The organism is Variovorax sp. NFACC27, from assembly GCF_048301545.1.
Lineage (GTDB): Bacteria > Pseudomonadota > Gammaproteobacteria > Burkholderiales > Burkholderiaceae_C > Variovorax > Variovorax gossypii.
In genome coordinates, this window is record NZ_CP157613.1 from 626,736 (window position 1) to 652,129 (window position 25,394).

20 protein-coding genes are annotated in these 25,394 nt (G+C 69.6%); 7 read left to right on the forward strand and 13 right to left on the reverse strand.

Annotation, left to right across the window (positions count from 1 at the left end):
* Position 1: 1 nt before the first annotated feature.
* The 3 genes from bcsR to ABL840_RS02910 form a co-directional block, all read right to left on the reverse strand.
* Positions 2–463, reverse strand: a complete 462-nt coding sequence (gene bcsR / locus ABL840_RS02900) for a BcsR/BcsP family cellulose biosynthesis protein (RefSeq protein ID WP_176947460.1) — start codon at positions 461–463, stop codon at positions 2–4.
* Positions 460–936: a cellulose biosynthesis protein BcsD gene (bcsD, locus tag ABL840_RS02905; RefSeq protein WP_093210000.1), complete on the reverse strand. Its 477-nt coding sequence runs from the start codon at positions 934–936 to the stop codon at positions 460–462. The genes bcsR and bcsD overlap by 4 nt, the downstream gene beginning before the upstream one ends.
* A gap of 250 nt (positions 937–1,186) precedes the next feature.
* The gene (locus tag ABL840_RS02910; RefSeq protein WP_093209999.1) at positions 1,187–2,224 is read right to left on the reverse strand and encodes a sensor domain-containing diguanylate cyclase; all 1,038 of its coding nucleotides are present in this window, start codon (positions 2,222–2,224) and stop codon (positions 1,187–1,189) included.
* Between the two features lie 72 nt (positions 2,225–2,296).
* Here ABL840_RS02910 and ABL840_RS02915 point away from each other — a divergent pair, with 72 nt between their 5' ends.
* The 3 genes from ABL840_RS02915 to ABL840_RS02925 all read left to right on the forward strand — a co-directional run bounded on the left by ABL840_RS02915 (position 2,297) and on the right by ABL840_RS02925 (position 7,334).
* The gene (locus ABL840_RS02915) at positions 2,297–3,004 is read left to right on the forward strand and encodes a response regulator transcription factor (RefSeq protein ID WP_093209997.1); all 708 of its coding nucleotides are present in this window, start codon (positions 2,297–2,299) and stop codon (positions 3,002–3,004) included.
* Positions 3,005–3,068: 64 nt separating this feature from the next.
* The gene (locus ABL840_RS02920) at positions 3,069–4,889 is read left to right on the forward strand and encodes a hybrid sensor histidine kinase/response regulator (protein ID WP_093301478.1); all 1,821 of its coding nucleotides are present in this window, start codon (positions 3,069–3,071) and stop codon (positions 4,887–4,889) included.
* A 204-nt stretch (positions 4,890–5,093) separates the two neighbouring features.
* A complete protein-coding gene (locus tag ABL840_RS02925) occupies positions 5,094–7,334 on the forward strand; it encodes a LamG-like jellyroll fold domain-containing protein (RefSeq protein ID WP_093301479.1) in 2,241 nt (746 codons plus the stop codon).
* A gap of 20 nt (positions 7,335–7,354) precedes the next feature.
* On the opposite strand, the gene ABL840_RS02930 is transcribed toward ABL840_RS02925, so the two are convergent.
* Complete coding sequence (locus ABL840_RS02930; protein WP_093301481.1) at positions 7,355–8,386, reverse strand: LacI family DNA-binding transcriptional regulator; 1,032 nt, start codon at positions 8,384–8,386, stop codon at positions 7,355–7,357.
* Positions 8,387–8,605: 219 nt separating this feature from the next.
* Between ABL840_RS02930 and ABL840_RS02935 the strand changes: the two genes are divergently transcribed.
* The 3 genes from ABL840_RS02935 to ABL840_RS02945 are packed head-to-tail and all read left to right on the forward strand — an operon-like array spanning position 8,606 to position 12,610.
* On the forward strand, positions 8,606–9,958 hold the full coding sequence (locus tag ABL840_RS02935; protein ID WP_093209991.1) for a GntP family permease: 1,353 nt from the start codon (positions 8,606–8,608) through the stop codon (positions 9,956–9,958).
* 11 nt (positions 9,959–9,969) lie between these two features.
* On the forward strand, positions 9,970–11,529 hold the full coding sequence (gntK, locus tag ABL840_RS02940; protein WP_093209990.1) for a gluconokinase: 1,560 nt from the start codon (positions 9,970–9,972) through the stop codon (positions 11,527–11,529).
* A 52-nt stretch (positions 11,530–11,581) separates the two neighbouring features.
* Complete coding sequence (locus ABL840_RS02945) at positions 11,582–12,610, forward strand: AraC family transcriptional regulator (protein ID WP_240652301.1); 1,029 nt, start codon at positions 11,582–11,584, stop codon at positions 12,608–12,610.
* A gap of 3 nt (positions 12,611–12,613) precedes the next feature.
* Here ABL840_RS02945 and ABL840_RS02950 read toward each other — a convergent pair whose 3' ends face one another.
* The 9 genes from ABL840_RS02950 to ABL840_RS02990 all read right to left on the reverse strand — a co-directional run bounded on the left by ABL840_RS02950 (position 12,614) and on the right by ABL840_RS02990 (position 24,275).
* Positions 12,614–14,095, reverse strand: coding sequence for an NAD-dependent succinate-semialdehyde dehydrogenase (locus tag ABL840_RS02950; protein WP_418116182.1), 1,482 nt, complete (start codon positions 14,093–14,095; stop codon positions 12,614–12,616).
* A gap of 17 nt (positions 14,096–14,112) precedes the next feature.
* Positions 14,113–15,201 carry a tartrate dehydrogenase gene (locus ABL840_RS02955; protein WP_093204254.1) on the reverse strand — a complete coding sequence of 363 codons (1,089 nt, stop codon included), beginning with the start codon at positions 15,199–15,201 and terminating at the stop codon, positions 14,113–14,115.
* 11 nt (positions 15,202–15,212) lie between these two features.
* A complete protein-coding gene (locus tag ABL840_RS02960; RefSeq protein ID WP_093301484.1) occupies positions 15,213–16,850 on the reverse strand; it encodes an ABC transporter ATP-binding protein in 1,638 nt (545 codons plus the stop codon).
* A complete protein-coding gene (locus ABL840_RS02965) occupies positions 16,850–17,755 on the reverse strand; it encodes an ABC transporter permease (protein WP_093301485.1) in 906 nt (301 codons plus the stop codon). Before ABL840_RS02965 ends, ABL840_RS02960 begins: the two co-directional genes overlap by 1 nt.
* A gap of 15 nt (positions 17,756–17,770) precedes the next feature.
* Positions 17,771–18,727, reverse strand: coding sequence for an ABC transporter permease (locus ABL840_RS02970; protein ID WP_093203632.1), 957 nt, complete (start codon positions 18,725–18,727; stop codon positions 17,771–17,773).
* A gap of 158 nt (positions 18,728–18,885) precedes the next feature.
* Positions 18,886–20,514 carry an ABC transporter substrate-binding protein gene (locus tag ABL840_RS02975; protein ID WP_093301487.1) on the reverse strand — a complete coding sequence of 543 codons (1,629 nt, stop codon included), beginning with the start codon at positions 20,512–20,514 and terminating at the stop codon, positions 18,886–18,888.
* Between the two features lie 70 nt (positions 20,515–20,584).
* Entirely contained in the window at positions 20,585–21,877 is a 1,293-nt protein-coding gene (locus ABL840_RS02980) for an NAD(P)/FAD-dependent oxidoreductase (protein WP_093301488.1), read from the reverse strand.
* Positions 21,878–21,908: 31 nt separating this feature from the next.
* Positions 21,909–22,574: a haloacid dehalogenase type II gene (locus ABL840_RS02985; RefSeq protein ID WP_093301490.1), complete on the reverse strand. Its 666-nt coding sequence runs from the start codon at positions 22,572–22,574 to the stop codon at positions 21,909–21,911.
* 219 nt (positions 22,575–22,793) lie between these two features.
* A complete protein-coding gene (locus tag ABL840_RS02990; protein ID WP_093301771.1) occupies positions 22,794–24,275 on the reverse strand; it encodes an aldehyde dehydrogenase family protein in 1,482 nt (493 codons plus the stop codon).
* 221 nt (positions 24,276–24,496) lie between these two features.
* Between ABL840_RS02990 and ABL840_RS02995 the strand changes: the two genes are divergently transcribed.
* Positions 24,497–25,375: a GNAT family N-acetyltransferase gene (locus tag ABL840_RS02995; protein ID WP_093203642.1), complete on the forward strand. Its 879-nt coding sequence runs from the start codon at positions 24,497–24,499 to the stop codon at positions 25,373–25,375.
* Positions 25,376–25,394 lie beyond the last annotated feature (19 nt).

A 25,394-nucleotide genomic window follows, 5' to 3' on the forward strand; every position in this document is an offset into this window, starting at 1 on the left:
GTCACGTCGGCCTTCGCCAGCGTGACAAGGGCCCCGGCGCGGCAGACGGCGGCTGCGGGCCGGCAAGGCGCTCGAACAACTGCTCGAGCGGCGTGGGCTGGACATCGGTGCTGTCGGCGGCAGGTGCCGCGAAGGAAGCCGCGGCGGGAGGGGGCGTGCGCAGAACGGGTTCGACGCGGGGCTGCGGCGCGGCGGCCGCGGGGCGCGGCTGCGCGTGCACGGGGGGCGCGAACGGCGCAACCGGAGCGACTGGCGCGGCCGCAGGGACCGTAGCGACCGGAGAGGAAACGGGCGCCGCGGCGGCCGGCGGATGCGCGATGCGCTGGCCCGACAGCAGCGGCCAGACGCGGGGCGTCTCGGTCTCGGCCTCGGGCGGCGCGAATTCCCTGTAGCCGTGCGAGTTGCCGCCGAACTTGCGGAACAGGCCGGCTATGTCTTCGGGAGCGGAGTCCTCGGTGTTCATGCGGCCACCTTCGACAGCCGCAGGTCGACGCGGGGCTCGCCTTGCACGGCGGCCGTCTTCAGGGCCTGCACGCGCAGCGACGCGGGCATGCGCTGCGAATCGAACCAGGCCTGGTACACGCCTTCGAAGAAGCCCACGCTCCAGCCCGTGGTCTCGGGGCCGAAGGCCATGGCGATCGGGCTGCAGGCATGGGTGATGGCGACGCCGTCGGATTCCTCGCTCAGGACGGTGAAGCCCCAGTCGATGCGGTCCCAGTGCTCGTTGAACCGGTCTTGCAGTTCCTCGAGCGTGCGGCAGGGCGGAATGGGCAGGGCCTGCGCGAAATGCTGGCCGACGCGGCAGAAGAGCTGCCGCAGATCCTCAGGCGGCAATCCGGCGCTCAATTCGGCGGCCATTCCGCGATTGAATTCCAGCCATTGCGAGCTGCAGGATTTCTTGTCGTAGTAGTCGATAAACGTCGCACCAGTTTCCATGCCGAGGCATTTTCTTGGATCAGTTAACCATTGACAATAAATGTGAACTAATTAGTACGAGAGGACTGTCTTTGGCGGCCCCGACTGTATGAATTCGGGGACGACCCAGGCCCCGACCCTTGTCGGCCAACAAGCCTGTACGTCGCGCAGAGGCGATCGGATTCGTTTTTTGGGGGAGCTTCAGTCCCGCTGGATCGGGGACGAGCACGGGCGCCGCCGCGGGGCGCCAGTTTTCCGGTTCAGGGGCGGTTCAACCCGAAATGGCTTCGCCCGCGTGATGGCGCACGCTGCGGCGGCTGCGCTTGACCGCGTACATGGCCTCGTCGGCCTGGCGCAGCGCCTGCGCGGCGGTGGTGCCGCGCGGATCGACCGCCACCACGCCGACGCTGGCGCCGGCGTAGGCCAGCGTGGTGCCCTGCAGGCGAAGGTCGCCGACGGTGCATTCGCTCAGCCGGTCGGCGAGCGCCCGCGCCGCGGCGTTCGTCGCCCCGCCCAGCGCGGGGCCGGCACCGATAACCACGAACTCGTCGCCGCCGCTGCGCGCCAGCAGCTCGCCGGCACGCAGCGAAGCCGACAGCCGCCCGGCCATGGCCACGAGGAACTCGTCGCCGATGTCGTGGCCGTGCGTGTCGTTGATCTTCTTGAAGCCGTCCATGTCGATGAAGCCCACCAGCACGCTGAGCCTGTCGCGCTCGCCCTGCGCGAGCAGCCGGCGCAGGCCGTCGACGAGCGAGCGGCGGTTCGGCAGGCCGGTGAGCGCGTCGGTGGCGGCGAGGGTGACAAGCTCGGCGTGGGCCTTCTCGAGCTTGCGGTAGAGCAGCTCGCGCTCGACCTGCTGGCCGATCAGCCGCGCGAACAGCTGCAGCACCGGCTCGGCGTGCGGCGCCAGCGGATGCTGCGCGGCGCTGGCGGCGCACAGGGTGCCGAACAGGCCGCCGCTCTCGGTCTTGACCGGCGTGCTCACGTAGGTCTGGATGCCGAGTTCCCGCGCTGCGTCGGAGTCGCCCCAGCAGCTCGCGACGTCGCCGGTGTAGGTGCGGCCTTCCTCCATGGCGCGCTTGCACAGGGTGTCGGCCCAGGGCACCGTGAGGCCCTCGGGAATGCTCAGCTGCCGCACGTTGCGCGAGAACAGGATGTGCTGCTGGCCCTTGTCGAGATCGATGGTGGTGAGGTAGGTCGATTCCAGGCCGGTCACCGCCTCGAGCATCTCGAGCATCGGACGGGTCAGGTCCTCCAGGGTCTTGGCCGAAGCCACCGAGCCGGAGAGTTGTTCGATCAGGGATTCCATGGCCGACATTCTGACTGCGAACATGACTTTGGGCACTTACAGGGCGGTTCCGGCGGCACATAGCATCCGCCCATGACAGCGACCGACAGGACCTCATCCCCGATTCCCGAGGCGACGCAGGATCCCGCAAGGCCGCGCGCCATCCTGGTCGTGGACGACCACGACCTCGTGAGGATGGGCGTGTGCGCGTTGCTGCAGGCCAACGTGTCGGCGACGCCCATCGAGGTGCTCGAGGCCGGAGACCTCGCCGAGGCCATGGCCATCTACGAGGACAACCAGGACGCGATCGAACTCGTGCTGCTGGACCTCGCGCTGCCCGACACGCAGGGCCTGAGCGGCCTCATGGAATTCCGCTCGCGCTATCCCGCCGCGCGCGTCGTGGTGCTTTCGGGCACCGGGACCACCTCGCTCGCGCAGGACACGCTGGCGCAGGGAGCGATGACGCTGGGCGCCTTCGCCTTCCTGCCGAAGTCCGCGACGCTCAGGGAAGTCGTGAGCTTCATCCGCGCCTGCGGGCTCCTGGGCGGCGACGCGGTGAACTACCAGGCCTTTCCCGCGCCGTCGGTCGTCGACGTCGCGCAGCCCTCGTCCAGCAATGCCCGCCACAAGCTGACGAAGCGGCAGCTGCAGGTGCTCAACTGGCTGCTGGAGGGAAAGAGCAACCACGAGATCGCGCTGCTCGCCGAGATCAGCGAGGGCACGGTGAAGAACTATGTCGCCGGCATCCTGCTGCAGTTCGGGATGCGCTCGCGCGCGCAGCTGATCAGCAGCCTGCGCTGAGTCCCGCCGCGGCGGGTCGGAAAAAAACGGGGCTCGCGAAAGACCCCGGAGGGAGACAAAGGCAATGAACGACCAGACCCCCGGGCGCCTGCCCGTCGACGCCACGCTCGAGATGCGCGTGCTGCGCGAGCACGTGGCCTCCGTGTACGCGGGCAACACCACGGCCATCGCGGCGCACATGGGCTTCGCCATCGTCATCGGCTGCTTCGGCTACTTCTACGTGAACCCGGCTTTCAGGCTGCTGATCGTCGCGCTGATCGCGGCGATCGTGCTGGTCGACCTGTACGCGTTGTTCACGCCGCGCTGGACGCCGGCGGTGCCGCTGGCCGAGACGCCCTACTGGGAGAAGAAGTACACCCGGATCGTCACCATCATCAGCACCATCACCGCGCCCAGCAGCCTCTTCCTCGTCAGCATCCAGGACCCGATGCTGACCACTTTCGTGACGGTGGTGATCATGGGCAGCTGGACCCGCGCCGTGCAGGCCCGCTGGCCGCTGAAGAGGGCCATGTTCGGCTACGGCATTCCCATGATGAGCGGGCTGATCGTCTCGCTGGCCTGGTACGGCGGCGCGCTCAACTGGTTCCTGGCGGGCTTCGCCTTCGTCAACCTGGTGCTGACGCTGAGCGAAGGCGTCAAGCAGAACAGGCGGCTCACGGCCTCGCTGATCCTGCAGTTCGAGAACGAGGCACTCGCGGCCCAGTTGCGCGAGCAGATCGCGGCCACCGAGCGCGCCAGCGCCGAGAAGACCCACTTCCTCGCCGCGGCCAGTCACGACCTGCGCCAGCCGATGCATGCCATCGCGCTCTTCGGCGCGGCCTTGGGCAACACGCTGCGCCATCGCCCCGAGGTCAGGAATGTCGAGCGCCTGATGCGCGCGGTCAACGCGCTCGGCGCCTCGCTCGACACCATGCTCGACATCTCGCGCCTCGACGCGGGCGTGGTCCAGCCCATGCCGCACGCGCTGGAGCTCGACGAACTGTTCCTGCCGCTGCACAACACCTTCTCGGTACTGGCCGAGCGCAAGAAGCTGCAGCTGCGCGTGCGCGCCAGCGGCCTGTGGGTGCACAGCGATCCGCAGCTGCTGTACCGCATGCTCTCCAACCTCGTCGACAACGCCCTGAAGTACACGCGCCAGGGCGGCGTGACGGTGGTCGCGCGCAGGCGCGGCGAGCAGGCGTGGATCGAAGTGCGCGACACCGGCATCGGCATCGCGCCGGAACAGGCGGACCGGATCTTCGAGGAGTTCTACCAGGTCAACAACCCGGGGCGCGACCGCTCGCGCGGCCTGGGCATCGGCCTGTCGATCGTGCGGCGCCTCGGTCGCCTGCTCGGCCACGCGGTGCAGCTGCGCTCGCGCCCCGGACGCGGCACGCGCTTTCGCCTCACGGTGCCGCTGGCCGAGCCCACCGATGCGTCGCGGGACAGCCTTCTGCTGCAGGAGCTCGAATCGCCCGTGCGCCACTTCTTCCAGGTGCCGGAGCTCGGCGGGCGCGTGCTGCTGATCGACGACGAGGAAGACATCCGCGAGGCGATGACCGAACTCATGCGCGCCTACGGCATCGAGGTCGTGGCGGTGGCCGACGAAGCCGAGGCCGTGGAAGTGCTCACGCAGCCCGACGCGGACCCCAACCCCGTGGCATTGCTGATGTGCGACTACCGCCTGGGCGAGGGCGCCGAGGGGCTCCAGGTCGGGCTGCGGCTGCGCGAGCGCTTCCGGCTCGACGCGCCGATGCTGCTGATCACCGGCGAGACCGCGCCCGACCGCCTGCAGCGCGTGCGCGAGTGGGGCGTGCCCGTGCTGTTCAAGCCGGTCAGCGCGGCCACGCTGATGCAGGCCATCGTCGAGCTCATCCACGTCGAGGCGAGCGCGGAAAGCGCCTGAGTTCGCCGCAAGGCCGGCGAACTGGCACTGACATTCCTGGGCGCGCCGCGCGCGGGTGTGACAGCGAATGTCACGCCAATACATGCATTTCCGACGCAATGCATGCCATTGCATTCACCGGTGCGGGCAATGGCACGCCGTGCGCAGGCGCAGGCGGATGGGCATGCATGTTGCTGAATCATTTATTTACAGATTTCGGCAAGGATGCATTCGTTGGACGATGACAAGAACGGCCTCTCCCTGGACCGCCGTGTTTTCCTTCTGGGCACCGCAGGCGCCCTGGCCCTTGGAACGACGGCTTGCGGAGGCGGCGGAGGCAGCTTCTCCTTTCCGGTGACGGGCACCGGCGCGCAGTCCGCCGGCTCGCAGCAGACGACGACTACCGCCACCGATACCGCCGGCACCGTCACGGCAGCCGACCCCGCATCGGCGACACCCGAGGCGCAGGCCCGCAAGTTCGTCCACCCCGGCCTGCTGCACACCGAGGCCGACTTCGAGCGCATGCGCCAGAAGGTCGCGGCGCAGGCGCAGCCCTGGCTCGAAGGCTGGAACGCGCTCACCTCCAACGGCCGCTCGCAGCTCGGCGCCACGCCGCGCCCGCTGGCCACGGTGATCCGCGGCGGGGACGACTCGAACTTCGCGCAGATGTACATCGACATCGCGCGCGCCTATCAGCTCGCGCTGCGCTGGAAGGTCTCGCAGGACACGCGCTATGCCGACCTCGCGGTCGTCTTCCTCAATGCCTGGTCTTCCACGATGACCACGCTCACCGGCAACTCCGACCGCTTCCTCGCGGCCGGCATCTACGGCTACCAGTTCGCCAACGCGGGCGAGATCATGCGCAGCTACGAGGGCTGGGCCGCGAGCGACTTCGCGCGCTTCCAGAACATGATGCTCACGCTGTTCTACCCGCTCAACCACAGCTTCCTGCTCGACCACAACGGCTCGGAGATCACCAACTACTGGGCCAACTGGGACCTGTGCAACATCGCCTCGATGCTGGCCATCGGCGTGCTGTGCGACCGCACGGACATCTACGACGAGGCGATGAGCTACTTCAAGGCCGGCCAGGGCAACGGCGCGGGCCTGCAGGCGGTCTACCACGTGCATCCCGGCTACCTGGGCCAGTGGCAGGAAAGCGGCCGCGACCAGGGCCACTGCACGCTGGGCATCGGCCTCGCGGCCGCGTTCCACGAGATGGCGTGGAACCAGGGCGACGACACCTACGGCTACGAGAACAACCGCTTCCTCGCGGGCGCGGAGTACGTCGCCAAGTCCAACCTCACCGACAGCAGCACCGGCACCTTCTACACCGTGCCCTACTTCACCAACGTCAACAGGCAGGGCACGCAGTCGGTGCTGTCGACGGCGGGGCAGGGGCACCGGCGCGTGGTCTGGGAGAGCATCTACAACCACTATGCGAACCGCCTCGGCGTCGCCACGCCCTACAGCCTGCTGCAGGCCATTCAGATGCGCCCCGAGTACGACGGCGGCAACGGCGACCAGCTGGGCTTCGGCACGCTGACCTTCACGCGCGATCCGCTCACGGCGCAGGGCAAACCGACCGGCCTCACGGCCCGCGTGCGCGGCACGCAGGTGCTGCTGTCATGGTGGGGCTGCCCCGACGCGCAGAGCTACACCGTCAGGCGCGCGAGCACCGCGGGAGGCCCCTACACCGACATCGCCTCGGGCATCACCGACACGCTCAGCTTCACGGACAGCACCGTCGCGGCCGGCGACGTCTGGTACTACGTGGTCGTGGCGACCGGCGCCTCGGGCGAGAGCGCCGCGTCCAACGAGGAGCGGGCGGCGATCAAGGCCGAACTGCTGCTGCAGCTCAAGTTCGATGAATCCACAGGCACGCAGGCCGTCGACGCCACCGGCCGGTTCGCGGCCGGCGAACTGCAGGGCGATGCGACGTGGACCGCCGGACGCCAGGGCAACGCCGTCGCCCTCGGGGGTACGAACGGCTGCGTGGCACTGCCGGCGGGCGCGGCGAAGAGCTTCGCCGACTTCAGCATCACCGCCTGGCTCTACATCGACACTCTCGCGACATGGTCGCGCGTCTTCGACTTCGGCTCCGGCACGCGCCGCTACATGATGCTGACCGTGCGCAACGGCAGCGGCGTGCCGCGCTTTTCCATCACCACCGAGCACGGCTACAACGAGCAGGTGATCGACGGCGCGGCGGCGCTGCCCACGGGCCGGTGGGTACACGTCGCGGTGACTGTGTCGGACACGCTCGGCACCCTGTATGTCGACGGTGTCGAGGCCGGCTCCAATACGCAGATGAGCCTCGCGCCCATCGACCTCGGCGCGACGACGCAGAACTGGCTGGGCCGTTCGCAGTACGCCAGCGACGCCTATCTGAAGGGCCGCATCGACGATTTCCGCATCTACGGCGGCGCGCTCGGCAGCGCGGAAGTGGCGGCGCTGGCGCTGTAGGCGGCACGCCGTTCGCCGCTTCAGCTGCTCTGCCGCACCAGCAGTTCGAAGCCCAGGTCCATCGTTCGCTCGGCCACCGTCTCTCCGCGCATCAGCGCCAGCAGCATCGCGGCCGCGCGTTCGCCGATCTCGCGGCGCGGGGTGCGCACGGTGGTCAGCGGCGGCAGCATCTGGTCGCTGCCGCCCAGATCGTTGAAGCCGGCGATCGCCACCCGCTGCGGCACCGAGACGCCGGTGCGCAGCGCGGCCAGCAGCCCGCCCTGGGCGAGGTCGTCGTTGCAATAGAAGATGGCGTCCACGTCGGGGTGGCGCGCGAGCAGGTCCTCGAACTGGCGGCCGCCCAGCGCCATGGAGGTCGGGCCCGGCACCAGCAGTTCGAGCGCCGGATCGTGGCAGCCTGCCGCGCGCAGCGCCTCGCGATAGCCTTCCAGGCGCAGCATCACGCGCGGATCGAGCTGGCCGGCGGCATACGCGATGCGCCGGCGGCCTCGCTGCAGCAGGTGCTGCACGATGGCGCGGCCCGCGTCCTGCTGCGAGAAGCCCACGCTGTGGACGCCGGGCTCGGTGGAGGTTTCCATCAGGTACACGCAGGGCGCGTTGCTGCGCTCCAGCAGCTGCGCGGCCGTGGGGCCGCGGTCGAAGCCCGTGAGCAGCACGCCAGCCGGCCGCTGCGAGAGGTAGCTGCGCAGCAGCGCCTCTTCCTGCGCCGGGTCGTAGTGCGTCACGCCGATCAGCGACTGGAAGCCGTGCGGCGACAGCGCGTCCTGCACCGCCTCGAGCAGCTCCACGAAGAGCTGGTTGGTCAGCGAGGGGATCAGCACCGCCACGTGCGAGCTGCGCGCCGAGGCCAGCGCGCGCGCCGCCACGTTGGGCACGTAGCCGAGCTGGTCCGCCGCCGCCTGCACGCGGGCCTGCAGCTCGGGCGCCACGTTGCGCGCGCCGCGCAGCGCCCGCGACACCGTGATCGGGCTCACCCCGCAGGCGCGGGCCACGTCGTCGAGGGTGACCTGGCTGGAAGAGCGGGAGCGCGGGCGGTCGGGGGTGTCGGCCATGGTCGGTCGTTTCTCAGGGTTATTACCAATCCGGAATTGGACAGCGCTGTCCTAGGATAGCGCTATCCCAGCCCTTGTCCGATTCGGAAAAACCCGAGCGCGCACCAGAGCTGGCTTTTTTTGAATTGTGCGGGACAGCGCTATCCAGAATGCCGTCCCACCCGCCGGACCGCCCCTTTTTGCCTTCTTCTTGGGCAGGCCCGGATCCAGGAGACACCCATGTTCGGAATGAGCCAAGAGATCTTCCTGCTCGTCGACGCCCTGGTGGCGATCGTCGGGCTGATCCTTCTGATCACGCGCTGGCGCGTGCACCCCTTCATCGCGCTGACGCTGGCCGCCGGCTTCCTGGGCCTGACATCGGGCATGCCGGTGGACAAGGTCATGAAGTCCTTCCAGGACGGCTTCGGCGGCGTGCTGGGCTTCGTGGGCATCGTGCTCGGCCTGGGCACCATGCTCGGCAAGATGATGGCGGAGTCGGGCGGCGCCGACCGCATCGCGCGCACGCTGATCGACGCCTTCGGCCGCGAGCGCGTGCACTGGGCGATGATGTTCGCCGCCTTCCTGGTCGGCATTCCGCTGTTCTTCGAGATCGGCTTCGTGCTGCTGATCCCGCTCGTGTTCATCGTCGCGCGGCGCACCGGCGTGTCGCTCATCCGCATCGGCATTCCGCTGCTGGCGGGCCTGTCGGTGGTGCACGGCCTGGTGCCGCCGCATCCGGGGCCGCTGCTGGCCATCGGCGTCTTCAATGCCGACATCGGCAAGACCATCTTCTACGGCCTGATCGTCGGCCTGCCCACCGCGATGATCGCGGGCCCGATCTTCGGCAAGTTCATCTCGAAGTACGTGCCGGGCGAGGCCTCGCCCGAGCTGATGGAGCAGCTGGCACACGAGCCCGAGGCGCGCGAGCTGCCCGGCTTCGGCATCACGCTGGTCACGGTGCTGCTGCCGGTGGCGCTGATGCTGCTGAAGACCTTTGCCGACGTGGCGCTGGACGAGAAGAACATCGTGCGCCAGTGGATGGACTTCATCGGCCACCCGATCACCGCGCTGCTGGCGGCGCTGCTGCTGTCGCTCTACACCTTCGGCGTCGCGCGCGGCTTCACGTCGAAGCAGATCATGAAGTTCGTCGACGACAGCCTCGCGCCCACCGCGGCCATCGTGCTGATCATCGGCGCGGGCGGCGGCTTCAAGCAGATGCTGGTGGCCAGCGGCGTGGGCAACGCGATCGGGCAGATGGCGCTGCATGCGCAGGTCTCGCCGATCCTGCTCGCATGGCTGGTGGCGGGGCTGATCCGCATCGCCACCGGCTCGGCCACCGTCGCCACCATCACCGGCGCGGGCATCGTCGCGCCGCTGGCGACCATGGTGCCGGGCGTGAACCGCGAACTGCTGGTGCTGGCCACCGGCGCGGGCTCGCTGATTCTTTCGCACGTCAACGACGCCGGCTTCTGGCTGGTGAAGCAATACTTCAACATGACGGTGGCCGAGACCTTCAAGACCTGGACCGTGATGGAAACGCTGATCTCGGTCGTGGCCATCGTCTTCATCATGCTGCTGAGCATGGTCGTCTGAGGAGGCGAGCCATGGGCCGCATCGTCATCGGCGTCGACATCGGAACCACCAGCACGAAGGCCGTGGCCTTCACGCCCGCCGGGCGCGTGCTGGCACACGACACGATCGAATACCCGCTGCTGCAGCCCGAAGCCGGGGCCGCCGAGCAGGACCCGCAGCAGATCTTCCAGGCCGTGCTCTCGGCCATCGCCGGCTGCGTGAAGCAGAGCAAGGCCGCGCCCGCCGACGTGCTCGCGGTGTCCTTCAGCGCGGCGATGCACAGCCTGATCCTGATCGACGACGCGGGCGCGCCGCTCACGCACAGCATTACCTGGGCCGACCACCGCGCCTCGGCCTGGGCCTCGCGCATCCGCGACGAATGGGACGGCCTCGCGATCTACCGCCGCACCGGCACTCCCATCCATCCGATGTCGCCGCTGGCCAAGCTGGTGTGGCTGCGCCATGAGCGCCCCGAGCTCTTCGCGCGTGCCGCGCGCTTCGTCGGCATCAAGGAGTACGTGTTCTTCCGGCTCTTCGGCCAGTGGCAGGTCGACCACTCGATCGCCTCGGCCACGGGGCTCTTCGACATCGTGCGGCTCGACTGGGACGAAGAGGCGCTCGCGCTCGCCGGCGTGCACGCCGGGCAGCTCTCGAGCCCGGTGCCGACCACCTGGCATGTCGAAGGCCTCGCTGCCGACGTTGCCGCGCAGCTGGGCCTGTCGCGCGACACGCCCTTCGTCATCGGCGCCAACGACGGCGTGCTTTCCAACCTGGGCGTGAACGCGATGGCGCCCGGCGAGGTGGCAGTGACCATCGGCACCAGCGGCGCGATGCGCACCGTGGTCGACCACCCCATGACCGACCCCGAGGGCCGCACCTTCTGCTACGCACTCGCCGAGCGGCGCTGGGTGGTGGGCGGCCCGGTGAACAACGGCGGCATCATCCTGCGCTGGGTGCGCGACGAGTTCGCCTCGGCCGAGGCCGAGACCGCCAAGCGCCTGGGCATCGACACCTACGAGGTGCTCACGCGCATCGCCGAGCGCGTGTCGGCCGGCTCCGAAGGGCTGGTGTTCCACCCCTTCCTCACCGGCGAGCGCGCGCCCTACTGGAACGCCGACCTGCGAGGCTCCTTCTTCGGGCTGGGCATCCACCATCGCAAGGAGCACATGATCCGCGCGGTGCTCGAGGGCGTGATCTTCAACCTGCACAGCATCCTGCCGGCGGTCGAGTCCATCGCCGGGCGCAGCGCCCGCATCAAGGCCACCGGCGGCTTCGCGCGCTCGGGCATGTGGCGCCAGATGATGGCCGACGTGTTCGACCGCGAGGTGGTCGTGCCCGAGAGCTTCGAGAGTTCGTGCCTCGGCGCCGCGGTGCTGGGGCTCTACGCGCTGGGCCACGTCGATTCGCTCGACGCGGTCGCGGGCATGGTCGGCGCCACCCATCGCCACACGCCCAACGCCAAGAACGCCGCGCTCTACCGGCAGCTGCTGCCGGTGTACCTCTCGCTGCCGCGCAAGCTCGGCGAGGAATACAGGCTGCTCGCCGCGTTCCAGCAGCAGACGGCGGTGCCGCCGCGGGCGCGGCGAAGCTGACGACTTCCGGGTCGTCGTTGTCCATCGGAGATTTGCTGGAGGAAAACTGGTCTTGCTGAACACGACGACATCGGCCCTTGCCACCCAGGCGCATGCGAGGGCCCTGCTGCCCGTGACGCCGGCGCGGCGACATGCTTCGCGCGGCATGGAGGCGGTCGCATGGCGCGCCCCGATCGCGCCGATCGCCCAAACACCGGCTCGAGGCGAAGCGCGCGACCTTTCCGCCACGGTCCGGTGCGAGGCCGCCGCCGCGCCTTCGGCCCAGGCGGGCGGAGCGCGCTGCCTGCACGATCACGAGCTGCACCTTATCGGCGCCGCACCCGCGCGCCTTCGCATCGGCAGCGGCGCCGACGAGGAAACGCACAGCTTCGCGCCCGGCACCGTCGTGCTGCTGGGCCCCCGGCTGCCGCGCAGCCTCGCGTTCGAGCATCGTGCGCAGCCGGGCGGCTGCAGCAGCAGCGGTTCGGGCGGACTGGTGCTGCGCTTCAGCGACGAGCCGCTCAAGCGCGGCATGGCGCTCTTTCCCGAGCTCGCCGATGCGGGGCCGCTGCTGGCCCGCGCGCGGCTGGGCGTGCAGTTCGTCGGCCTGGAGGCGGGCACGCTCGCGCGCCTGCGCCGCATCGAGACGCTGCAGGGGCTCGCGCGCTTTTCCGAGTTCACCGCGCTGCTGCACGAGCTGGCGCAGTGGGGCGACTATCGCGTGCTCTCCGGCGTAGCGCTGGCCGGCGAAGGCCTCGGTGAAGACACGCAGGCGCTGCGCATCCACAAGGCGCTCGATCACATTCGCGAGAACTATGCGGAGGCGCTGTCGCTGGCCGAGGTGGGCGCGCTCGTGGGCATGCGCGAGAACGCCTTCTCGCGCAGCTTCCGCCGCGCCACGGGGCAGACCTTCACCGACTTCGTGATCGGCCTGCGCGTGGCCAAGGCCTGCCGCCTGCTGGCGTCGACGCGCCAGCACGTGAGCAGCATCTGCTACGAGGTGGGCTTCAACAACATCTCGAACTTCAACCGGCACTTCCGGCGGATCGAGGGGATGACGCCGGGCGAATTCCGCGCCCGCCGGTCCCCGTCAGCCGGCTAGCGGCTAAGCCAGGCCGCCCTGGCACACGTACTTGATGTGCATGTAGTCCTCCAGTCCATGCACCGAGCCCTCGCGGCCATAGCCCGACTCCTTCACGCCGCCGAAGGGCGCCGCCTCGGCCGCCAGGGCGCCTTCGTTGATGCCCACGATGCCCGACTCCAGCGCATCGGCCACGCGCCAGATGCGCTTCACGTCCGTCGAATAGAAGTACGCCGCGAGCCCGAAGGGCGTCTCGTTGGCCGCGGCGATCACCTCCGCCTCGCTCTCGAAGCGCGTGACCGGCACCACCGGCCCGAAGGTCTCCTCGCAGCTGCATTCCATCGTCGAGTCGGCATTCACCAGCACCGTGGGCGCGTAATAGTTGGGCCCGTCGCAGCGCGCATCGCGCAGCCGCTTGCCGCCGACCACCACGCGGGCGCCGCGGGAGACGGCGTCGCGCACGTGGCGCTCGATCTTGTCGACCGCGCGCGCGTTGATCATCGGCCCGATCTGCGAGCCCTCGTCGCTGGCCGGCCCGACCCGCAGCGCACCCACCCGCGCCGCCAGCTTGTCGACGAAGGCATCGTGCACACGTGATTGCACGAACACGCGGTTCGGGCACACGCAGGTCTGGCCGCCGTTGCGGAACTTGGCGGCCATCAGGCCTTCCACCGCCGCGTCGATGTTCGCGTCGTCGAACACGATGAAGGGGGCATTGCCGCCGAGCTCCAGCGAGAGCTTCTTCAGCGTGTCGGCCGAGCGGCGTGCCAGGTGCTTGCCCACGGGCGTCGAGCCGGTGAAGGTGATCTTGCGCACGCGCGGGTCGTCGAGCCAGGCGTCGACCACCTCGGGCGTGCGCTCGCGCGAGGCGGTCACGATGTTGAGCACGCCCGGCGGCACGCCGGCCTCCTGCGCCAGCTTCACCAGCGCCAGCGAGGTCAGCGGCGTGTCCTCGGCCGGCTTGCACACCACGGTGCAGCCTGCGGCAAGGGCAGGCGCGATCTTGCGCGCGATCATCGCGGCCGGGAAGTTCCACGGCGTGATCGCGGCGACCACGCCCACGGGCTCGCGCAGCGCGAGCATGCGCCGGCCGGTCACCGGTGCGGGAATGATCTCGCCGTTGGCGCGCGTGGCTTCCTCGGCGAACCATTCGATGTAGCTGGCCGCGTAGGCGACCTCGCCGCGGCCCTCGGCCAGCGGCTTGCCCTGTTCGCGGGAGATGAGGCGGCCCAGGTCTTCCTGGTGCGCCATCACGAGGTCGTTCCAGCGCTTGAGGATCTGGGCGCGCTGCTTGGCGGGCACGGCGCGCCATGCGGGGAAGGCGGCGTGCGCCGCATCGGTGGCCGCGCGTGCGTCGCCGGCCGTGCCGTCCGGCACGCTCGCGAAGACGGCGTTGCTCGCGGGATCGCTGACGTCGAGACGGCGCGCGTCGCTGGCTTCGCGCCATTCGGCGCCGATGAGTTGCAGGCCTGGCATCAGGTCCTTGCGTTCGAGTTCGAGAGTCATGGATTCAAGGTCTTTCTTCAGGATGCAGCCACCCGCTCGGCGATCGCGATGCCCACCTCGGTGGTGTTCGCCGAGCCGCCGAGGTCGCGCGTGCGCGGACCGTCGCGCAGCACCGCTTCTATCGCGCCCAGGATCGCGTCGTGCGCCGCACGGCCCGCGCCCTGGCCTTGCGTCAGGAAGTCCAGCATCAGCGCGCCGGACCAGATCATCGCGATGGGGTTGGCGATGTTCTGGCCGTAGATGTCGGGCGCCGAGCCGTGCACCGGCTCGAACAGCGACGGGAACCTGCGCTCCGGGTTGAGGTTGGCCGACGGCGCGAGACCGATGGTTCCGGTGGTCGCGGGCCCGAGGTCGGAGAGGATGTCGCCGAACAGGTTGCTCGCCACCACCACGTCGAAGCGCGTGGGCTGCAGCACGAAGCGCGCCGACAGGATGTCGATGTGCTGCTTGTCGACCGTCACCTCGGGGTAGTCGAGGCCGATCGCATCGGCGCGCCCGTCCCACCAGGGCATGCTGATCGCGATGCCGTTGCTCTTGGTCGCCACCGTCAGGTGCCTGCGCTCGCGCGCGCGGGCGGTCTCGTAGGCGAAGCGCAGCACGCGGTCGGTGCCGTGGCGCGAGAACACCGACTCCTGGATCACGATCTCGCGCTCGGTGCCCGCGTACATCACGCCGCCGAGCGAGGTGTATTCGCCCTCGGTGTTCTCGCGCACCACGAGGTAGTCGATGTCGCCGGGCTTGCGGCCGGCCAGCGGGCAGGGCACGCCCTCGAACAGGCGCACCGGGCGCAGGTTGATGTACTGGTCGAACTCGCGGCGGAACTTCAGCAGCGATCCCCACAGCGACACATGGTCGGGCACGGTCGCGGGCCAGCCGACGGCGCCGAAGTACAGCGCGTCGACGCCCTTGAGCTGCTCCTTCCAGTCGTCCGGCATCATCTGGCCGTGCGCCGCGTAGTAGTCGGCGCTGGCCCAGTCGAAGACGCGGCAGTCGAGCTCGAAGCCGAAGCGCGCCGCGGCGGCCTGCACCACGCGCAGGCCCTCGGGCATCACTTCCTTGCCGATGCCGTCGCCGGGAATCACGGCGATGCGGAAGGTCGGTGTCATTTCGGTCTTTCTCATGATGCGAGCGCCTTGGCGTGGTCCACGCGGTCCATCTCGTCGAGCCAGCCCTGGCGCAATTCGGGCACCGAGCGTGCAAGCAGCTCGTAGTAAGGGTGATGAGGGCCGCGGTCGTAGTCGGCGCGCGCCACCTGCGCGAGCTTGCGACCGTGCTGCATCACGACGATCTCGTCGCACACGGCGCGCACCGTGTGAAGGTCGTGGCTGATGAAGAGGTACGACACGCCCAGCTCGCGCCGCAGCTCCGCCATCAGGTCGAGCACCGCGGCGCCCACCACGGTGTCGAGCGCGGAGGTCACTTCGTCGCACAGGATCAGGTCGGGCTCGGCCGCGAGTGCGCGCGCGAGGTTCACGCGCTGCTTCTGTCCGCCCGAGAGTCCGCCCGGCAGGCGCCCTGCCACGGTCTGCGGCAGCTTCACCAGGTCGAGCAGCTCGCGGATGCGCCGCTGCAGCGGCTCGCCGCGCAGGCCCTTGTAGAACTCCAGCGGCCGCGCCAGGATGCGCTCGATGGTCTGCGAGGGGTTCAGCGCCGTGTCGGCCATCTGGAACACGATCTGGATGCGCCGCAGCTCCTCGCGATCGCGCTGCTGTAGCGTGGGCTTGAGCTCGCGGCCGTGGAACAGCACGCTGCCGCTGCTGGGCTTCAGCAGGCCCGCCACCGCGCGCGCCAGCGTGGTCTTGCCCGAGCCCGATTCGCCGATCACGCCGATGGCCTGGCCGCGATGCAGCTTCAGGTCGATGTCCTGCAGGATCGGCTTGGCGGGTCGTCCCTGCGCATCCACCGGGCCGTAGCCGGCCGAGAGCTGGCGCACCTCGAGCAGCAGTTCGCGGCCGTCGTCCGTCGCGGTGGCCGATGCGCGCGGCGCCGGCCGCGCGGCGGCCAGCAGGCTCTTCGTGTAGTCGTCGGCCGGCGCGGCGAGGATCCGGCCGGTCGCGTTCAGCTCGCGCATGCCGCCGTTGCGCAGCACCAGGATGTGGTCGGCCATCTGCGCCACCACCGCGAGGTCGTGGCTCACGTACACCGCGGTGGCGCGGCGCTCGCGCACCACGCGGCGGAAGGCGCGCAGCACTTCGATCTGCGTGGTCACGTCGAGCGCGGTGGTCGGCTCGTCGAGGATCACCAGGTCGGGGTCGGCGATCAGCGCCATCGCCGCCATCAGCCGCTGCAGCTGGCCACCGGAGACCTGGTGCGGATAGCGCGAGCCGATGCCTTCCGGGTCGGGCAGCGCGAGCTCTCGGAAGAGCTGCACCGCCTTCGCCTCGGCCTCGGCGCGCTTGCACAGGCCGTGGATCACGGTCGGCTCCACCACCTGGTCCATGATCGTGCGCGAGGGGTTGAAGGAGGCCGCCGCGCTCTGCGCGATGTAGGCGACGGTGCGCCCGCGCAGCGCGCGCTGAGCGCGGGCATCGAGCGCCAGCACGTCGGTGTCGCCGATGCGCACCCGGCCGGCCGAGATGCTGCAGCCGTGGCGCGCATGGCCCATCAGCGCGAGCGCGGTGGTGGTCTTGCCCGAGCCCGATTCACCGATCAGCGCCAGCACCTCGCCGGGCTGCACCGAGAAGCTCAGGTTGTCGACCAGCGTGGTGGCGCCGGCGCAGATGCTCAGGCCTTCGACGGTAAGTGGTGCGCCCATCAGCGTGTCCCCCGTTCGCGCGCGGCACGGCCGGGCAGGTTGTCGATGACGAGGTTGACCGCGATGGTCAGGCTCGCGATGGCGAGCGCCGGCACGATCACCGAGGCGCCGCCCATGGCCAGCGCGCCGATGTTCTCGCGCACCAGCGATCCCCAGTCGGCGGCCGGCGGCTGGATGCCCAGGCCCAGGAAGCTCAGGCTCGCCAGCAGCAGCACGATGTAGACGAAGCGCAGCCCCAGGTCGGCCAGCATCGGGCCGAGGATGTTGGGCAGGATCTCGCGCAGCATGATGTAGAGCGTGCCCTCGCCGCGCGTGCGCGCCACTGTCACGTAGTCGAGCGCGTTGATGTTCACGGCCAGCGAGCGCGCGATGCGGAAGGCGCCCGGCACGTAGATGATGGCCGCCGTGACCACCAGCATCGGCACCGACGAGCCGAAGCCCGCCACCATGATGAGCGCGAACATCTTGCTCGGGATGGCCGTCAGCGTGTCGAGGCAGCGGCTGAGCGTGGCGTCGGTCCAGCGGCCGCTGGCGGCGGCCAGCAGCGCCAGCGTGGTGCCGGTGCCGCTGGCCAGCAGCGTCGCCAGCAGCGCCACGCCGACCGTGTAGCGCGCGCCCGTGATCACGAGCGCCAGCATGTCGCGGCCCAGGTAGTCGGTGCCGAGCCAGTGCGCCGCGCTGATCGGCGCGAAGACGTTCGAGGTGCCGGTGGCGGCCGTGCTGAACGAAAGCAGCCAGGGGCCGAACGCCGCCGCGAGCACCCAGAAGAGCAGCACCACGAGCCCGAGCAGTCCCGAGGGGCCGAAGCCGGCGAGCCAGCGAAGCGGGTGGCGCCGGGGCGCGGGTACCGGCGGCAGTGTCGGGGCGGCCGCGTTCAGGACAGGGGAAGAAGTGGACGATTCCATGATGGCTTCCCCTCGTCAGCGGTGCCGCAGCCGCGGGTTGGCGACGATGCCGCAGACGTCGGCCGCGGTCACCAGGATCAGGTAGGCGCCGCAGAAGATCATGGCGCAGGTCTGCACCAGCGGCATGTCGCGCTGCGAGACGCCGTCGACCATCAGCTTGGCGATGCCCGGGTAGTTGAAGATGGTCTCGACGATGATCACGCCGCCCAGCAGGTACGACAGGCTCAGCGCCACGGCGTTGGCGATCGGCCCCACCGCGTTGGGCAGCGCGTGCGCCAGCACCGTGCGCATCGGCGAGGCGCCCTTGAGCCGCACCATCTCGATGTAGGGGGCTTCCAGCTGGTCGATCACGGCGGCGCGCGTCATGCGCATCATCTGCGCGACGATCACGCAGCACAGCACCAGCACGGGCATGGCGAAGGCCTGCAGCATCTGGCCGAGCGAATCGATGTCGCTCACGAACGAAAGCGCCGGCAGCCATCGCAGCTTCACCGCGAACACCAGCACCGCCAGCGTCGCCACCAGGAACTCCGGCACCGACACCACCGCCACCGCCGAGGTGGAGGCCGCGCGATCGAACCACGAGCCGCGCCACACCGCCGAGGCGATGCCCAGCGCCAGCGCGATCGGCACCGAGAACAGGGCGGTGACGGCAGCCAGCAGCAGCGAGTTGGGCAGGCGGCTGGCCACCAGCTCCGACACCGGCATCTGCGTCGTGGCCGAGCGGCCCAGGTCGCCCTTGGTCATGCCCAGCAGCCATTGGGCATAGCGCTTCGGCGCGGGCACATCCAGCCCCATCTGCGCGCGCAGCGCGGCCAGCGCCTGCGGCGTGGCGTCCTGCCCGAGCTGTTCCTCGGCCGCGTCGCCGGGCAGCACCGCGGTGATCGAGAACACGATCACCGACACCGCCAGCAGCGACAGCAGCGCGAGCGCGATGCGCTGTGCAAGGAGCTTGAGGATCAGTCGATTCATCTCAGCAATCCCATTTCACCGAAGGCAGTGCACCGACGCGGCCGGCGGAGCCAGGCCCCTTCGGGAAACACCGCGGAACCGGCTTTGCCGGGCCGCAGGTGTTGCCCCCGGAAGGGGGGTGGCGAAGCGACACGAAGTGCGCGAAGCCTGGGGGAGAGTCATGATTCCAGCCACACGTTCTCAGCGAAGTTGTAGCCCATCAGGCCGCCCAGCGGAATCGGCGACAGCCCCTTGAGCTTCGAGCTGTGGCCGTCGATGCTCGCGAGGAACAGCGGAATGCCGATGCCCGCGTCCTGGTGGATCATGGTCTGCATGTCGGCGTACATCTGCTTGCGCTTGGCCAGGTCGGTCTCGGCGCGCGAGGCCAGCAGCAGCTGGTCGAACTTCTCGCTCTTCCAGCGCGACTCGTTCCAGGCGGCGCCCGACTGGAAGAATTGCGTGAGCAGCACGTCGGCGCTCGGGCGCGGGTTGACGTTGCCGAAGCCCACCTGGCTGTTGAGCCAGTGGTTCGACCAGTAGCCGTCGGCCGGCATGCGCTTGATGTCGAGCTCCAGGCCGACGCGCTGCGCGGTCTGCTGCAGCATCAGCGCGATCTCCACCGAGTAGAGCGCCGCGGGCGAGGCCACCACCGGCACCTTGCCGGTGACGCCGGCCTTCTGCAGGTGGAACTTCGCCTTCTCCGGATCGAAGGGGCGCTGCGGCAGGCCGGCGAAGTGGAAGCGGTTGGTCGGGTCGATCGGCTGGTCGTTGGCGACCACCGCGTAGTCGAGCGCGATGGTCTTCTTCATCTGCTCGCGGTCGAACAGGTGCTTCATGCCGAGCACGAAGTCGGGATTGGCGCCGGGGCCCACGTCCTTGCGCATCACGAGGTCGGAATACTGGCCCGACTGCGTGACGAAGATGCCGAAGCCGGGCGTGCCCTTCACGCGCTCCACCGAGCGCGGATTGACCGAGCCCACCAGGTCCATGCCCCCCGACAGCAGCGCGTTGACGCGCGCGCTCTCGTCGCCGATGCCGACGAACTCGATCTCGTCGAGGTAAGGCTTGCCGGGCTTCCAGTAGGCCTCGTTGCGCACCACCAGCGAGCGGATGCCGGGCTTGAACTCCTTGAGCTTGTAGGGGCCGGTGCCGATGCCGGCGTTGAAGTCGGTGGTGCCTTCCTTGACGATGTGGAAGTGGTAGGTGCCCAGGATCACCGGCAGGTCGGCGTTCGGCGCGCTCAGCACCATCGTCACCTCGTTGGGACCGGTGGCCTTCACGCTCTCGATCTGGTCGGCGAGCACCTTGGCCTTGGAGGCGGTGGCCAGGTCCTTGTGGCGCATCACCGAGAACACCACGTCGGCCGGCGGGAGCGCCTTGCCGTCGTGGAACACCACGCCCTTGCGCAGCGTGAACACCCAGGTCTTCGCGTCCTTGGTGGTGAACGACTCGGCCAGCGCGGGCTGCGGCGTGAGGCTGCCGTCCAGCGAGGTCAGGCTGTTGTAGATCATGTTGCCGCGCGAGTAGTCGGTCTGGTTCGACTGCTTGGCGGGGTCGAGCGTGTCGGTGGCGGCGGCGGTGGCACCGGCAACCCGGATGCGTCCGCCGCGCCGCGGCGCCTGCGCGTGGGCCGAGACGGCCACGCCCGCGAGGCTGCCCGCCAGCGTGGCCTGCATGCCGCCGGCCACCAGCATCGACAGGATGTCGCGCCGGGTGGCACCGCGTCGCAGCGATGCCATCACGCGAAGGCTTTCGTCGGGGCCGACGAGGTTCTGGAAGCTCTTGTAGTCGCTGCTGCTGTCGCTCATGGTGAGTGCTCCTGGGGGACCGTGGGGTGAAAGAAATCAGTCGGAAGAACGAACGCCGGACAGCCCGCCCTCAGGCCAGCCTGTCCTTGAGCCGGTAATAGAAGCCCACCGCCGGCAGGAACCACGGCGGGCCGAAGTGGCCGGGAATGGCGGGCCAGTCGCGGCCCTGCCAGGGGTTGGCGCCCGCGTCGCCGCCCATCACGGCGGCCATGCGCTGGCCCATGTGCACCGACATCTGCGTGCCGTGGCCGCTGTAGCCCATGGCGTAGTAGAGGCCGTCGCGTTCGCCCGCGTGGGGCAGGCGGTCCTGCGTCATGTCGACGAGTCCGCCCCAGCAATAGTCGAGCCGCACCTTGCCGAGCTGCGGGAACGTTTCGGCCAGCCCCGCGCGCAGGATCTCGCCGCTGGCTGCGTCCGACTGCGGGCTCGATATGGCGAAGCGCGCGCGCCCGCCGAACACCAGCCGGTGGTCGGCCGTGAGCCTGAAGTAGTGGTGGATGTTCGCGATGGTCGTGTAGGTGCGCCGGCCCGCGAGCAGCGCCAGCGCCCGCTGCTCGCCCAGCGGCTCGGTCACGACGATGAAGCTGCCGATGGGCACGATGCGCCTGCGCAGCCAGCCGAAGCTGCCGTAGCCGCCGTGGCGTGTCGCGCCGGTGGCCAGTAGCACCTGCTGCGCCGCGACCGTGCCGCGCGCGGTGTGCAGCCGGTGTGCATGGCCCTGCCCCACGCGCTCGATGCGGCTCACTTCGGCGCCGGTATGGACCTGCGCGCCGTTGCGCTGCGCCGCCGTTGCCAGCCCGTGCGCGAAGCGGCCCATGTGCATCTGGCCGCTGCGCTTGTAGAGCAGGCCGCCGTGGAAGCGATCGCTCTGCACCTCAGCGCGCACGTGTGCCGCGTCGAGGATCTCCACGTCGCAGTCCACGCCGTCGTCGACCAGGCGCCGCGCGCTGTTCTCGAGCGCGGCCATCTGGCTAGCCCGCGTGGCGAGCTTGAGCTTGCCGTGGCGCATGAAGTCGCAGTCGATGCCTTCCTCGCGCACCAGCCGGTCCACCGTGTCGACTGCCGCGTCGTACGCGTGATACCAGCCGCGCGCCCGCTCCACGCCGACCTTGGCCGCCACATCGGCATAGTCGACGGCCAGCCCGTTGTTGACGTGCCCGCCGTTGCGCCCCGAGGCCTCGGCAGCCACCCGCGTGCCGGCTTCCAGCACCGCGACGCTGGCACCGCGCCGGGCCAGCGCCAGCGCCGCCGACAGGCCGGTGAAGCCGCCGCCGACGATCGCGACGTCGACCTGCGCTGGAAGCTCGCGGGCTTCGGGCACGAAGGCCGGGGCCGAATCGGTCCAGTAGGAGTCGAGCTTCATGGCTTGAGGCTGTTTCCGGAAAGATGAAAGATCAGAGTCCCACGACGCCCGGCAGGCCGCCGATGTCCTTGATTTCCGTGTAGCGGTAGGCCGGGTTGCCGGGGCCGTGGCCGCGGTTGACGAACACCTTGTTGACGATGCCCAGGTCGTCCGCCGACATCAGGTCGTAGCGCAGGCTGGACGACACGTGCAGCACGTCTTCCGGGTTGCAGCCCAGCGAGTCGAGCATGTACTCGAAGGCCGTCAGGCGCGGCTTGTAGGCCTGTGCCTGCTGCGCGGTGTAGACGCGATGGAATGGCGCGCCCAGCATCGCGACGTTCTTCTGGATCTGGTCGTCCGACGCGTTCGACAAAATCACCAGCGGAATTTCCTTGGCCACCTTGGCCAGGCCCGCGGGCACGTCCTCGTGCGGGCCCCAGGTGGGCACGGCGTCGTAGATGCGCTGCGCGTCGATGTCGAAGTACTGGATCTTCCATTTGCGGCACAGGCGCCGCACGGCGTTCTTCAGCACCACCTCGTAGGGCTGCCAGGCACCGAGTACCTCGTCGAAGCGGTAGGCCGCGAAGTCGGCGATGAACTGCTCCATGCGGTCGGCCGGGATGCGGTCGGCGAAGAACTCGCGCGTCATCTCCTTCATGCGGAAGCGGGTCAGCGTTCCGTAGCAGTCGAAGGTCACGTACTTGGGCTTGAAGGTCATGGTCTCGGGTCCTGTGTTTCGTTGGTTCGCTCGTTGTCCAAACCGGCCGCCGGCCACTTCTTCAGATGGCAATTGCGACAAGCAAATTACGGATTGATTGCAGCACGCAGTCGCGCGGCAGTTGTAGGGAAATGCGTTGCCTGCCGCGACGAAGCTGCGGTTTGGAGGGCCGGCGACGGCATGCCATGCGGTCTGCCCTCCATGGGTGCGGCGCGCACCTCAGTGCGCCGCGGCAAAGTCGATCAGCACGCTTTTGAAGCGCAGGTTGGCCTCGACCGCCTGGCGTCCCAGGTCCTTGCCGATACCCGATTGGTGGTAACCCCCGGTAGGGATCACGAAGTCGGCGCTGCGCCCGTAGCGGTTGATCCAGACCGTGCCCGCGGAGATGCCGCGCATCGCCCGCAGCGCGCGGCCGATGTCGGCCGTGTGCACGCCGCTGGCCAGGCCGTAGTGCTCGTGCGCGGCGAGCGCCAGGCCTTCCTCCTCGTCGGCGAAGGTCTGCACCGTGAGCACCGGGCCGAAGATCTCCTCGCGAACCGCCGGGTTGGAAGAGTCCACGCCCTCGACCAGCGTGGGCTGGAAGAAGGCGCCGCCCGGGCCGCCGTCGTACAGGCCGCCGCCGCAGCGCACGGTGGCGCCGGCGTCGCGCGCGCGATCGACGATCTCCAGGATGCGGCCTGCCTGCTGCGTCGAGATGATGGGCGGCAGCGTGGCGGAGTCGTCCCAGGTCGCACCGGGGCGCATTGCCGCGAAGCGCGTCGCGATGCGCTCCACCAGCTCGCCCGCGATGCCGCGCTGCACGATCAGCCGCGAGCCGGCCACGCACACCTGCCCGGCGTTTCCGGTGATGGCGCCGGCGATCATGCCGGCCAGGCGGTCGACGTCGGGAGCGTCGTCGAACACCAGCTGCGGGCTCTTGCCGCCGAGCTCCAGCGTCACCGGCTTGGGGCCGGTCATGGCGCAGGCGGCCATGATGGCGGCGCCGGTGCGGGTGGAGCCGGTGAAGGTCATCTTCGATATGAGCGGGTGGCGCGAGAGCGCATCGCCCGTGGTGCGGCCGTCGCCCTGCACCACGTTGAAGAGACCGGGCGGCACGCCGGCCTCGACGGCCAGCTCGGCCAGCCGCAGCGCCGACCACGGCGTGAGCTCCGAGGGCTTGAGCACCACCGCGTTGCCGGCCGCGAGCGCGGCACCGACCTTCCACGACACCATCACCAGCGGAAAATTCCACGGCGTGATCGCGCCGACGACGCCGTAGGGCTCGGCCACCACCATGCCGAGGTTGTCGTGGCGCGTGGCGGCGACCTCGCCGCCGAGCTTGTCGGCGTACTCGGCGAAGAAGCGCAGGCCCTCGGCGGTGAATGGAATGTCCCACGCGATCGCGTCGCGCACCGGCCGCGTGGAGCACACGGCTTCCAGCGGGCCGAGCCGTGCGGCGTCGGCCTCGACGAGCTCGGCCCAGCGGCGCAGCACGCGTGCGCGTTCGCGCGGTGCGCGGCGTGCCCAGTCGCTCGTGCGCCAGGCGTTCCATGCGTCGCGCACTGCGGCGTCCACCGTGTCGGCGTCGGCCAGCGGAAGCTCGGCATGCGCCTGGGCGTCGGAGGGGCGGTGCACGACGATGCGGCCGGCATCGGGCACGAGGCGCCCGCCGATGAAATGGCCCGAAGGCACGTGGATCTGTCGCGGGTCGAAGACTTGCATGGGCTTGGGATCGATGAGGCACCGCAAGAGCGGCGATCGATCCTAGGCAGGTTGGCACAGCATTTGTATGCGTACGCGGGCGCCTCACCGCAGCGAATTGCAAAACCCGGGCGCGCGGCAGCCGAAGCTTGCAAGTTGCGGCGAGGGCCCATTTCTGTCTGGCCTCGCGCGCCGATGTCGTCCAAGATGGAAGGGACTTTTCTTCGCCAAGAGACTCTCCGATGCCCGACCAGACCCCGAATGCACCCGCCGGCGACGGCGTGGTGCTCAGACCGATGACGTCCGCAGATCTGCCGTTCACCCACGCGCTGACGGACCTGCTGCGCTGGCCGCACCGGCGCGCGGACTGGGAGCAGGTGTTCGCGCATGCCGAGGGCATCGTGGCCGAGCGCGACGGCGAGATCGTCGGCTGCGCGCTGCGCTGGCTCTGGGGCGAGCACCACGCCACCGTCGGCCTCGTGATCGTGACGCCGGCCTGCCAGGGTCGCCGCATCGGCCATCGACTGATGAGCGCGGTGCTAGAAGGCCTGGAAGACCGCACGGTGCTGCTGCATGCCACCGCCGAGGGGCGCGGGCTCTACGAGCGGCTGGGCTTCGTGCGCACCGGCGAGCTGCGCCAGCACCAGGGCATCGCGCAGCCCGCGCCGCTGGTCGCACTGCAGCCGGGCTGGCGCCTCCGGCCCGCCGGCGTGCATGAGGCAGCGGCACTGCAGGCCCTGGACGCCGCCGCACGCGGCATGCCGCGCGACGCGCTCATCTCCGACCTGCTGGCCAGCGCCGATGCCTGCGTGGTGCTGGACCACGACAACGAACCGCGCGGCTTCGCGATGCTGCGGCGCTTCGGGCGTGGGCACTCGATCGGTCCTGTGGTGGCCCCGGACCTGGATGGGGCGAAGGCGCTGATCGCTCACCTTGCCAGCGTGAACGCAGGCCACTTCACGCGCATCGACATCGATTTCGACAGCGGACTGGCGGAGTGCCTGGAAAGCATCGGGCTGCTGCGCGTGGATGCGCCCACGACGATGGTGCGTGGTGCATCGCTTGCCTCTCCGGCGGGCGGGCCTTCGCTCTTTGCCATCGTCACTCAGGCTGTTGGGTGACCGTTTCTGTTCGTGGTGC